The 11475-nt window shown below is 72.4% G+C and carries 9 protein-coding genes and 1 pseudogene; 8 read left to right on the top strand and 2 right to left on the bottom strand.

Annotated features, from left to right (window positions below; genetic code table 11):
* Positions 1-10 precede the first annotated feature (10 nt).
* Entirely contained in the window at positions 11-1615 is a 1605-nt protein-coding gene (locus J5Y04_RS22745; RefSeq protein WP_209413931.1) for an ABC transporter substrate-binding protein, read from the bottom strand.
* A gap of 111 nt (positions 1616-1726) precedes the next feature.
* Positions 1727-2413 (bottom strand): response regulator transcription factor, encoded by a 687-nt coding sequence (locus tag J5Y04_RS22740; protein WP_148646233.1) that lies wholly within the window; start codon positions 2411-2413, stop codon positions 1727-1729.
* A 459-nt stretch (positions 2414-2872) separates the two neighbouring features.
* On the opposite strand from J5Y04_RS22740, the gene J5Y04_RS22735 reads away from it, so the two are divergent.
* From J5Y04_RS22735 to J5Y04_RS42025, 8 genes and pseudogenes are all read left to right on the top strand, one after another.
* Positions 2873-4354 (top strand): FAD-dependent monooxygenase, encoded by a 1482-nt coding sequence (locus tag J5Y04_RS22735; RefSeq protein WP_209413930.1) that lies wholly within the window; start codon positions 2873-2875, stop codon positions 4352-4354.
* 2 nt (positions 4355-4356) lie between these two features.
* Positions 4357-4683, top strand: a complete 327-nt coding sequence (locus tag J5Y04_RS22730) for a TcmI family type II polyketide cyclase (RefSeq protein WP_209413929.1) — start codon at positions 4357-4359, stop codon at positions 4681-4683.
* Positions 4680-5960 (top strand): beta-ketoacyl synthase, encoded by a 1281-nt coding sequence (locus J5Y04_RS22725; protein WP_209413928.1) that lies wholly within the window; start codon positions 4680-4682, stop codon positions 5958-5960. Before J5Y04_RS22730 ends, J5Y04_RS22725 begins: the two co-directional genes overlap by 4 nt.
* Complete coding sequence (locus tag J5Y04_RS22720) at positions 5957-7177, top strand: ketosynthase chain-length factor (protein ID WP_209413927.1); 1221 nt, start codon at positions 5957-5959, stop codon at positions 7175-7177. The genes J5Y04_RS22725 and J5Y04_RS22720 overlap by 4 nt, the downstream gene beginning before the upstream one ends.
* A 68-nt stretch (positions 7178-7245) precedes the next feature.
* Positions 7246-7518 carry an acyl carrier protein gene (locus J5Y04_RS22715; protein WP_209413926.1) on the top strand — a complete coding sequence of 91 codons (273 nt, stop codon included), beginning with the start codon at positions 7246-7248 and terminating at the stop codon, positions 7516-7518.
* An 11-nt stretch (positions 7519-7529) separates the two neighbouring features.
* Positions 7530-8315 carry a 3-oxoacyl-ACP reductase FabG gene (gene fabG / locus J5Y04_RS22710; protein WP_209413925.1) on the top strand — a complete coding sequence of 262 codons (786 nt, stop codon included), beginning with the start codon at positions 7530-7532 and terminating at the stop codon, positions 8313-8315.
* A gap of 57 nt (positions 8316-8372) precedes the next feature.
* Complete coding sequence (locus tag J5Y04_RS22705; RefSeq protein ID WP_209413924.1) at positions 8373-9311, top strand: aromatase/cyclase; 939 nt, start codon at positions 8373-8375, stop codon at positions 9309-9311.
* A gap of 2 nt (positions 9312-9313) precedes the next feature.
* Positions 9314-11435 (top strand): annotated as a pseudogene (locus J5Y04_RS42025) (SDR family oxidoreductase).
* Positions 11436-11475: the final 40 nt, after the last annotated feature.

Here is an 11475-nt window from a genome sequence, read left to right as displayed (position 1 = left end):
GACCGGCAGGTCAGGACAGCCAGGCGTCGTGGAACTGCACCTGCGAGGAGGAACCGAGGCTGACGCCGTGCACCCCGGTGCTCAGCGCGTACACGCTCGTCATCTCGAACACCGGTATCTGGTAAGCCTGTTCGAGCACCCGGCGCTGCGCCTTGGCGACGAGGTCGGCGCGCTTGGCGGGGTCGGCCGCGGCGGCCTGCGCGTCCAGCAGGTTCTGCAGCTCCGGGTCCTGGATGTGGGACAGGTTGAGCAGCTTGTCGGAGAACGCGCTGCGCAGGATGTCCGGGTCGGCCCTGGTGCCGTTGCCCCAGGCGAGGTCGTAGTCGCCGCTCTTCTGGGCCAGTTGGTAGTCGGGGATGGTCAGGACCCTGAGCGTGATCCCGATGCCGGCCTGCTTCACCTGCTGCTGGACGAGCTCCAGGACGGACTTGTTGGGGCCGAAGTTGGTGGCGAGGATGACCTTGAGGTCGAGCTTCACGCCGTTCTTCGCGCGGATGCCGTCCGGGCCGGGCGTCCAGCCGGCCGCGTCCAGCAGCCGTCCCGCGGCCACCGGGTCGTGGGCCAGGAGGCCGGAGTTGTCCTGGTAGGCGGTGGTGGTGCTGGACAGGGAGCTGGTGGCCGGGCGGTAGTTGCCGCTCAGGACGGTGTCGACGACCTCCTTGCGGTCGACGGCGATCTCCAGGGCCCTGCGCACGGCGATGTCGCCCGGCTGGGGCCGGGAGGTGTTGATGCTCAGCGCCACGGGCACGCCGGGGTTCGAGCGGGCCAGCAGGGTCACGCCCAGGCCCTTGAGCGCCGCCTCGTCCTGCGGGGCGACTCCGGCGATGGCGTGGATCTGCCCGGACCCGAGGCTGCCGGTGCGCACCCCGGACTCCGGGACCACCGTGAAGCTGATCCGCTCCAGGTAGGCGGGGCCGGCGTGTCTCCACAGGGAGGAGCCCCCCGCGTAGTCGGCCCGCCGGCTCAGCTCCACCGACTTCCCGGGCGTGTAGCCGTCCAGGTTGAAGGGGCCGGAGCCGGTCAGCGGGCCGGCGCAGAGGCTCTCGGGGCTCCGCTTGAGCGTGGACGGGGCCAGCAGCCCGAGCGTGGATGTCGAAGTGGCCTGGAGGAACTGGGCGTTGGGCTGGTCGAAGGTGACCTTGGCGGTGCGGGTGTCGACGACCTCGGTGCTCCGGTAGCCGCTGAGGTAGCCGGAGCCGGGGATCGACTTGGCGCCGAGCCGGAAGACGGCGTCGAGGTTCTCCTTGACGGACTGCGCGTCGACGGGCGTGCCGTCGCCGAAGGTCAGGCCGTCGCGCAGGTGGAAGGTGAACGCCGACGCGTCGGGGCTGACGTCCCAGGAGTCGGCGATCCAGGGGACGATCCTGCCGGTCGCCGGGTCCTGGTCGGTCAGCGAGTCCACCAGCCCGCGGGCGGCGTAGACGGCGTCGTTGGTGGCCGCCTGGTGCGGGTCGACGCAGGTCGGGTCCGAGCCCAGCGCGAAGGTCAGGTGACCGCCGGCGCGCGGCTCGGCGGAGTCGCCGCCGTCGGAGGGGGCCGAGGAGCAGGCGGCCAGCGCGAGCGACAGGACGACGGCCGAGGTGAGCAGGCCGGCGGGGTGGCGTGAGCCGGGCATGGGCGGGGCCTTTCGGGTGCGAGGTGGTGGGCGGCGGTGCGGCGGGGGAGGGTGCCCGCCGCACCGGGGACGTGCTCGGGCGGCCGGTGGCCGCCCGTTCGCGGGAGGAGGTCAGGCGTGCCCCATCCGGAATCCGATCCCGCGGAGCGTGACGATCCAGCACGGGTCGCCCAGCTTCTTGCGCAGCGCGCTGACGTGGGTGTCGATGGTCCGGCTGGCCTTGGCGCCCAGCGGCCGGCCGTCGTACTGGTAGTCCCAGACGTCGGCCATCAACTGGGCGCGGGAGAAGACGGTCTGCGGCTTCGAGGCGAGTTGGTGGAGCAGCGAGAACTCGATGCGCGTCAGCTTGACCGGCCGGCCGTTGATCCGGGTCTCCCGGGTGTCCGGGTCGATGCACAGGGAGCCGATCGCGATCGGCTGCGACCGGGGGAGGGCCGCCGGCCGTGAGCCGGCGCGCCGCAGGACGGCCTCGATGCGCGCGAGGAGTTCCCGGAAGCCGAGCGGCTTGGCCATGCAGTCGTCGCAGCCGGCCTGGAGGGACAGGATGCGGTCGAGGTCGGTGCCGGGCTCGGTGAAGGCGATGATGGGGATGTCACTGGCGGCCCGCAGCAGCCGGCAGACCTCCAGTCCGTCGATATCGGGCAGTGCAAGGTCGATCAGGAAGAAATCGGACTTCGGATACCTTTCGAGCGCCTCGGCTCCGGTCCGGCAATGGTCGGTGTCAAATCCGTGGCGCCGTAGGGCGGCACTCAGGCCGTCGACCCCGATCGTGTCGGAATCCGCTACCAGTACCTGCATGACTCTCAAGCCCCCGTGAAGATCGTTCGAATCGCATTGAGCAGGTTAGCCCCGTTCCGGTGTGCGTCAAAGGTCTGGCGAGGCATTTAACGCTGCTGCAAAGTTCTGGCAACTGTCGTGCACATAGGCCCAGTTGGCAGGATCGAAGTGGCGGCCCGGCGTCAAGGGACATGTAGTCCCCCTGATAGTTCCTTAAAGCTCGGAGGGAGGCTCCGTGGCCCCCCGGCAGCGGCCGCGGCAGCGGAATGACAGGTTCCGCCCGGGGCGGCCTGACGTTTCCCTGACAGGCATTTGCAGATAACCTTGACTTTTTTGCTTGAATCCTGCAGTGGCCGTGGCGGAAGATTTTCGTGTCCGGCGGAAACCCCGGCGGAGCTTTCCGGGTCATTGCGAACTGTCGTGAATTACTGAACCCAGGAAGAGTCCACACGCGATTGCCACTTCGAACGGGAGAGGTGAATGAGCGCTTCGGTAGTCATTGCGGGAGCCGGGCCGGCCGGGCTCGTGCTCGCCGGCGAACTGCGATTGGCGGGCATCGATGTCGTGGTCCTGGAACGCCTTTCCCGGCGGACCGCGGAATCGCGCGGAATCGGGCTGACCATCCGCACCGTCGAGACCTTCGCCCAGCGCGGGCTGCTGCGCCGCTTCGGCGACCTCGGCACCAGCGACCAGGGGCACTTCGGCGGCGTCCCGGTCGACCTCGGCGTCCTGGGCGGCGCGTACCGGGCCGCCAAGACGGTGCCCCAGTCCGTCACCGAGACCGTCCTGGAGAACTGGGCGGTGGAGCTCGGCGCCGACATCCGGCGCGGCCACGAGTTCCGCTCCTACCGGGAGGAGGGCGCCTCCGTCCTGGTGCGGGTCGGGACCCCGGCCGGGGAACGCACCCTGCGGGCGGACTACCTGGTCGGCGCCGACGGCGGGCGCAGCACCGTCCGCAAGGCCGGCGGCTTCGACTTCCCGGGCAGCGCGGCCACCACCGAGCTGCTGCTCGCGGACGTCCGGGGCATCGACGTGAGGCCCCGGATGACCGGCGAGCTGCTGTCCGACGGAATGGTGATGTCCGCGCCGCTGCCCGGCGGCGTCCACCGCGTCATCGTCGGCGAGCGCGACGCGGCGCCCCGCAGGCGCGGCGGTCCGCCGTCCTACCAGGAGGTCGCCGACACCTGGAAGCGGCTCACCGGGGACGACATCTCGCACGCCGAACCGGTCTGGGTCAGCGCCTTCACCGACGCGGCGCGCCTGGTCTCCCAGTACCGCCGGGGCCGTGTCCTGCTCACCGGCGACGCCGCGCACATCCACCTGCCGGCCGGCGGCCAGGGCATGAACACCGGCATCCAGGACTCGGTCAACCTCGGCTGGAAGCTCGCCGCCGTCCTGCACGGCACCGCACCGGAGTCACTGCTGGACACGTACCACGCCGAGCGGCACGAGGTGGGCAGGCAGCTGCTCGCCGACACCGCCGCCCAGGGCCGGCTGATCCTCGGCGGAGCGCAGGCGCAGCCGCTGCGCGACGTCCTGGCCGAGCTGACCGGCTACCAGGACGTCAGCCGCCACCTCGCCGCCAAGGTCAGCGGGCTGGCGATCAGGTACGACGTCGGGCCGGGCGCCAACCCCCTGCTCGGGGCGCGGCTGCCGCACCTGGAACTGACCGTGCGGGGGCGCGCGGTCGGCAGCACCGCGCTGCTCCGCGCCGGTCGCGGCGTCCTGCTGGACCTCGCGGACAACCCGCACCTGCGACGCCGCGCGGCACCCTGGCGCGAGCGGATCGACATCGTCACCGCCACCCCGCGCGGTGGCGGGGCCCCGCTCGACGGCACCACCGCCGTGCTGGTCCGCCCGGACGGCTACGTCGCCTGGGCCGGCCCCGGCAGCCACCACGACCTTCCCACCGCCCTGGACCGCTGGTTCGGTCCCGCCCGACGCGAATCCCGAGAGAGGTAGAGATGTACAGCACACTGATCGTCGCCCGCATGGAACCGGGCTCCGCCGAGGAGGTCGCGGAGCTCTTCCGGGCCTTCGACTCCGGGGAGACGCCGCACCTCATGGGCACCCGCCGCCGCGAGCTCTTCTCGTACCGGGGCCTCTACTTCCACCTCCAGGACTTCGAGGGCGAGGACGGCGGCGGGCGCATCCAGAGCGCCAGGACCGACCCCCGCTTCGTCCGGATCAGCGAGGACCTCAAGCCGCACATCGAGGCCTACGACCCCGCCACCTGGCGCTCCCCGGCCGACGCGATGGCCCGCCGCTTCTACCACTGGAGCGCGTCGTGAGCCGCCCGGCCGGCCGCCGGGTCGTCATCACCGGAGTCGGCGTCACCGCCCCCGGCGGCATCGGGGTCAAGGACTTCTGGCAGCTGCTGACCGACGGACGCACCGCGACCCGGCGGATCTCCTTCTTCGACCCCTCGCCGTTCCGCTCCCAGATCGCGGCCGAGGCGGACTTCGACGCCGAACTGTCCGGGCTCTCCCCGCAGGAGATCCGCCGGATGGACCGCGCCGCCCAGTTCGCGGTGGTCACCGCCCGGGAGGCGGTCGCCGACAGCGGACTGGACTTCGCCGCCCTGGACCCGCACCGCATCGGCGTGGCCATCGGCAGCGCCGTCGGCGCGACCACCGGACTCGACCAGGAGTACCGCGCGGTCAGCGACGGCGGCCGCCTGGACCTCGTCGACCACGAGTACGCCGTACCCCACCTGTACAACTACCTGGTGCCCAGCTCGTTCGCGACCGAGGTCGCCTGGGCCGTCGGCGCGGAGGGGCCCGGCACCGTCGTGTCCACCGGGTGCACCTCCGGCATCGACGCCGTCGGCTACGCGACCGACCTGATCAGGGACGGGGCCGCCGACGTGGTGGTGGCCGGGGCGAGCGACGCCCCGATCTCGCCCATCACCGTCGCCTGCTTCGACGCGATCAAGGCCACCACCGCGCGCAACGACGACCCGGAGCACGCCTCACGGCCCTTCGACGCCAGCCGCACCGGGTTCGTCCTCGGGGAGGGGGCGGCCGTCTTCGTCCTGGAGGAGCTGGAGAGCGCACGCCGCAGGGGCGCCCGCGTCTACGCCGAGGTGGCCGGCTACGCGACCAGGTCCAACGCCTTCCACATGACCGGACTGCGCCCGGACGGCGCCGAGATGGCCGAGGCGATCCGGGTGGCCCTCGACGAGGCCCGGCTCGGCCCCGACGAGATCGACTACGTCAACGCGCACGGCTCCGGCACCAAGCAGAACGACCGGCACGAGACCGCCGCCTTCAAGCGCAGCCTGGGCGAGCACGCCTACCGCACGCCCGTCAGCTCGATCAAGTCGATGGTGGGCCACTCGCTGGGCGCCATCGGGTCGATCGAGATCGCGGCCTCCGTCCTGGCGATGGAGCACGGCGTGGTGCCGCCCACGGCCAACCTGCACAACCCGGACCCGGAGTGCGACCTCGACTACGTGCCGCTGACCGCGCGCGACTGGCGCACCGACACGGTGCTCTCGGTCGGCAGCGGGTTCGGCGGGTTCCAGAGCGCCGTGGTGCTCGCCCGGCCCGACCGGAGCTCCCGGTGACGGCCCGCCCGGTGGTGACCGGGCTCGGCATCGTCGCCCCCAACGGCCTCGGACTGGAGGAGTACTGGGCGGCGACGCTCGAAGGGCGCAGCGGGATCGGACGCATCACCCGCTTCGACCCCACGGACTACCCGTCACGGCTCGCCGGCGAGATCGGCGGATTCACCGCCCGGGACCACCTGTCCGGCAGGCTGCTGCTCCAGACCGACCGGATGACCCAGCTGGCCCTGGTCAGCGCCGACTGGTCGCTGGCGGACGCCGGGATCGACCCCGCGGAACTGGCCGACTACCAGGCCGGGGTGATCACGGCCAGCCACTCCGGCGGCTTCGAGTTCGGGCAGAACGAGCTCAAGGAGCTGTGGAGCAAGGGCGGCCGGTACGTCTCCGCGTACCAGTCCTTCGCCTGGTTCTACGCCGTCAACAGCGGCCAGATCTCCATCCGGCACGGGATGAAGGGCCCCAGCAGCGTCGTCATCAGCGACCAGGCCGGCGGCCTCGACGCCCTCGCCCACGCCCGGCGCCAGGTCCGCAAGGGCACCTCGCTGGTGGTGGCCGGCGCCGTCGACGCGTCGATCTGCTCCTGGGGGTGGGTGGCCCAGCTGGCGAGCGGCCGGCTGGCCACCGGCGAGGACGCCGAACGCGCCTACCTGCCCTTCGACCCCGCCGCCCGCGGCCACGTCCCCGGCGAGGGCGGCGCGCTGCTGGTCGTCGAGGACGCCGGCCACGCGCGGGCCCGTGGCGCCGGAAAGGTCTACGGCGAGCTCGCCGGGCACGCCGCCACGATGGACCCCAAGCCGGGCAGCGGACGGGCGCCGGGCATCGAGCGGGCGATCGGGGAGGCGCTCCGGGACGCCGGGATCGGCCCCGCGGAGGTGGACGTGGTCTTCGCGGACGCGGCCGCGGTCCCCGAGCTCGACCGCATCGAGGCCGAGGCGATCACCAGGACCTTCGGGCCGCGCGGGGTTCCGGTGACGGCCCCCAAGACCATGACCGGGCGCCTCTACTCGGGCGCCGCACCCCTGGACGTCGCCGCCGCGCTGCTGAGCATCCGCGACGGGGTCGTCCCGCCGACCATCGGCACCTCCCCGGCCGACGCCTACGACCTCGACCTGGTCGTCGGTGCCCCGCGCCCCGCGCCGGTGCGCACCGCGCTGGTGCTGGCCCGCGGCCAGGGCGGGTTCAACTCGGCCCTGGTCGTCCGCGCCGCCGGACTCTGAGACCCCGGCCCGGCCCCGTGCGCCCCGGGCCCGCCCCGACAGCACCCCCACTCACGAAAGGCCCGTCCATGCCCACCAGCAGTCCGTTCACCCTCGACGACCTCCGGCGCATCCTGCTGGAGGGGGCCGGCGCCGACGACGGCGTCGACCTGACCGGCGACATCATCGACACCGAGTTCACCGCCCTCGGCTACGACTCCCTCGCGCTGCTGGAGACCAGCGGCCGCATCGAGCGCGAGTACGACATCTCGCTCGACGACTCCGCCGTGGCCGACGCCGCCACCCCCCGGGGTCTCATCGACACCGTCAACACGCAGCTCTCCGCTGCGTCCAACGCCTGAGGAGCACGGCAATGACAGCGAACGGCGGACGGGTCGCCCTGGTGACCGGTGCGACCAGCGGGATCGGCCTGGCGGTCGCCCGGCAGCTGGCCGGCCAGGACCATCGGGTGTTCATCGGAGCCCGCAACGCCGAGAACGTGGCGGCGACCGTCAAGGAGCTGCGCGCCGAGGGCCTGGAGGTCGAGGGCGCCGCCGTCGACATCCGCAGCGACGAGGAGGTCAGGTCGTTCGTCCGGGCGGCCGTCGACCGCTTCGGCACCATCGACGTGCTCGTCAACAACGCCGGGCGCAGCGGCGGCGGCGTGACCGCGGACATCCCCGACGAGCTGTGGTACGACGTGATCGAGACCAACCTGAACAGCGTCTTCCGGGTCACCCGGGAGGTGCTGAACGCCGGCGGCCTGCGGGAGAAGAGCCGCGGACGGATCATCAACATCGCCTCCACCGCCGGAAAGCAGGGCGTGGTGCTGGGCGCCCCGTACTCGGCCTCCAAGCACGGCGTCGTCGGGTTCACCAAGGCGCTCGGGAACGAGCTGGCCCCCACCGGGATCACCGTCAACGCCGTCTGCCCCGGCTACGTCGAGACGCCGATGGCCCAGCGGGTGCGCCAGGGCTACGCGACGGCCTACGACACCAGCGAGGAGGCGGTCCTGGCGAAGTTCGAGGCCAAGATCCCGCTCGGCCGCTACTCCTCGCCCGAGGAGGTCGCCGGCCTGGTCGGCTACCTCGCCTCCGACACCGCCGCCTCCATCACCTCCCAGGCGCTCAACGTCTGCGGCGGCCTCGGCAACTTCTGACCGGCCGGTCTCCCGGCCCCCACCGCCCTTCCACCACCACCGATCGGAGCTGCGACCATGACGACCCGCGAGGTCGAACACGAGATCACCGTGCAGGCGGACGCCGCCGACGTCTACCGGCTGCTCGCCGAAGTCGAGAACTGGCCCCGGCTCTTCCCGCCGTCCGTCTACGTCGACTACCTCGAACGCGACGGGAACGAGGAGCGCATCCGGATCTGGGCCACCGCCAACGGCGAGGCCAAGAACTGGAGTTCGCGGCGGACGCTGGACCCGGACGCGCTGCGCATCCGGTTCTGGCAGGAGGTCCCGGCGCCGCCGGTGGCCGAGATGACCGGCACCTGGATCATCGAACCGCTCGGTGAGCGGGAGACCCGGGTGCGCCTGCTGCACTCCTACCGCGCGATCGACGACGACCCCGAGGGCCTGAGCTGGATCGACGCGGCGGTGGACCGCAACAGCCGGGCCGAACTCCCGGGCCTGAAGGCCAACCTGGAGCTGTCGGCGCACGACGCCGAGCTCAGCCTCTCCTTCGAGGACAGCGTCCGGGTGGAGGGCGCGGCCCAGGACCTCTTCGACTTCGTCAACGAGGCGCAGCTGTGGACGGAGCGGCTGCCGCACGTCGACAAGGTCGAGCTCATCGAGGACACCCCGGGCCTCCAGACCCTGCGGATGGACACCCTGACCAAGGACGGCTCGACCCACACCACCGAGTCGGTGCGGGTCTGCTTCCCGCACCGCAAGATCGCCTACAAGCAGACCACGCTGCCCGCGCTGCTGGCCCTGCACACCGGCTACTGGACCTTCGAGGAGGGCCCGGACGGCGTCACCACCGCCACCTCGCAGCACACCGTCGTGCTCGACGCCGCGAACATCGGCAAGGTGCTCGGCCCGGAGGCGGGCGTCCCCGAGGCGCGCCGGTTCATCCGCGAGGCGCTCGGCAACAACAGCCGCGCCACGCTGAACCACGCCAAGGAGTACGCGGAAGCGCGGCGCTGACCGTGGCGGGCCCACTGGACACCGACGTCATCGTGGTCGGGGCCGGCCCCGTCGGCCTCCTGCTCGCCGGTGAGCTGCGCCTGGCCGGAGTGCGGGTGACCGTGCTGGAGCAGCTCACCGAGCCGGCCACCGAGTCCCGGGCGTCCACGCTGCACACCCGCACGATGGAGATCCTCGCCGGGCACGGGCTGCTGGAGCGGCTCGGCCCCCTGCCGGGCGGCGGGCCGGGCCACTTCGGCGGCCTGCCGCTGGACCTGGCCGAGGCGGCCCCCGGCCACCGCTACGCCGGCCAGTGGAAGTGCCCGCAGGCGCACCTGGAGGCCGTCCTGTACGACTGGGCGACGGAGCTGGGCGCCCGGGTGCGGCGGGGGCACGTGGTGACCGGCCTGCGCTCGCGCGCGGACCGGGTGGAGGCCGGCTTCATCGCACTCGGCTCGAAGCCGGCCGTCCTGACCGCCTCCTACCTGGTCGGCTGCGACGGCGAGCAGAGCACCGTGCGCCAGCTGGCCGGGTTCGAGATGGACGGCGAGGACGGCGCCCTGGAGATGCTCCGGGCCGACCTCGCGGGCATCGACGTGCCGAACCGGCGGTTCGAGCGGCACCCGCACGGGCTGGCCACGGCCTTCCGCTGGCCCGACGGCACCACCCGGGTCATGGTGCACGTCCACGGCAGCAGGCCCGGGCGGCGCACCGGCGCACCGGGACTGGACGAGGTGGTCGCGGCCTGGGCCACGGTGACCGGCGAGGACATCGGCGCCGGTACGCCGGTCTGGCTCAACGCCTTCGACAACACCGGGCGCCAGGCCACCCGGTACGTGAAGGGCCGGATCCTGCTCGCGGGCGACGCGGCCCACGTGCAGATGCCGGTCGGCGGGCAGGCGCTCAACCTCGGGCTCCAGGACGCCGCGGACCTCGGGCGCAAGCTCGCCGAGGAGGTCGCCCGGCCCGCCGCGGCCGGTGGCGCCGGCCCGCTCGACAGCTACCACGAGACCCGCCGCCGGATCGGCGCCGCGACGCTGACCAACATCCAGGCCCAGGCCCGGTTGTTGCTCGGCGGCCCGGAGGTGGACGGGCTGCGGTCGGTCTTCGGCGAACTGCTGGAGATCGGCTCGGCCCGGCGCCACCTGGCACGCGCGATCAGCGGGCTCGGGCACCCGGAGCCCGACACCCCGGACGGCGGCGCATCGAGCGACGGCGCATCGAGTGACGGCGCCTGACCTCACGAGCGATTCCGACCGATCTCAACCCCGTACGGGTTCACACCCGACCGACTTCACACCCATCCGACTTCACACGCATCCGGGTTCACACCCGACCGACTTCACACCCGACCGAGTTCGACCCAGGAGAGGCACCATGAGCAGGCTCATCGGAAAGACCGCCCTCGTCACCGGCTCCAGCCGCGGCATCGGCCGCGCCACCGCCGTGCGGCTGGCCCGGGAGGGCGCGCTGGTCGCCGTGCACTACACCGCCGACGAGGCCGCGGCCGGGGAGACCGTCGAGCTGATCGAGAAGGACGGCGGCCACGGGTTCGCGGTCCGCGCCGAGCTGGGGGTGCCCGGTGACGTGCACGAGCTCTTCCTCGGCCTGGAGAAGGGCCTCAAGGAGCGGACCGGCGGCACGACCCTCGACATCCTGGTCAACAACGCGGGGGTGACCAGTGCGAGCGGCATCGCCCCCGAGGACCTCACCCCGGAGGAGTTCGACCGCTTCTTCGCGGTGAACGCCAAGGCTCCGTACTTCATCGTGCAGCGCGCGCTGGGGCAGATCCCCGAGGGCGGACGGATCATCAACATCTCGTCCGGCCTGACCAGGGTCTCCAACCCCGACCAGACCGCGTACGCGATGACCAAGGGGGCGATCGAGCAGCTGACCCTGCACCTCGCCCGGCAACTGGCCCCGCGCGGCATCACCATCAACAGCGTCGCGCCCGGGATCACCGACAACGGCGGCGCCGTCTTCGGCATACCGGAGGCGGTCGAGCAGATGGCGCAGCTCTCGGCCTTCAAGCGGGTCGGCAAGGCCGGCGACGTCGCGGACGTGGTCACCTTCCTGGCCACCGACGAGGCCCGCTGGATCACCGGCGCCTTCATCGACGCCACCGGCGGCACCCTGCTGGGCTGAGCGGCCCGAGGGTGACGACCGAAACCGAACGGACTGGAGG

Source organism: Kitasatospora sp. RG8 (genome assembly GCF_017813315.1).
In the GTDB taxonomy this organism is placed as follows: Bacteria; Actinomycetota; Actinomycetes; order Streptomycetales; family Streptomycetaceae; genus Kitasatospora.
The sequence above is the reverse complement of the archived record's forward strand: the minus strand, read 5'-3'. Positions and strand labels throughout refer to the sequence as shown.

Bases quoted from the DNA above. Each gene is read 5' to 3' on its own strand.
- J5Y04_RS22745 (WP_209413931.1), bottom strand. From the start codon at position 1,615: ATGCCCGGCTCACGCCACCCCGCCGGCCTGCTCACCTCGGCCGTCGTC.
- J5Y04_RS22740 (WP_148646233.1), bottom strand. From the start codon at position 2,413: ATGCAGGTACTGGTAGCGGATTCCGACACGATCGGGGTCGACGGCCTG.
- J5Y04_RS22735 (WP_209413930.1), top strand. From the start codon at position 2,873: ATGAGCGCTTCGGTAGTCATTGCGGGAGCCGGGCCGGCCGGGCTCGTG.
- J5Y04_RS22730 (WP_209413929.1), top strand. From the start codon at position 4,357: ATGTACAGCACACTGATCGTCGCCCGCATGGAACCGGGCTCCGCCGAG.
- J5Y04_RS22715 (WP_209413926.1), top strand. From the start codon at position 7,246: ATGCCCACCAGCAGTCCGTTCACCCTCGACGACCTCCGGCGCATCCTG.
- fabG (WP_209413925.1), top strand. From the start codon at position 7,530: ATGACAGCGAACGGCGGACGGGTCGCCCTGGTGACCGGTGCGACCAGC.
- J5Y04_RS22705 (WP_209413924.1), top strand. From the start codon at position 8,373: ATGACGACCCGCGAGGTCGAACACGAGATCACCGTGCAGGCGGACGCC.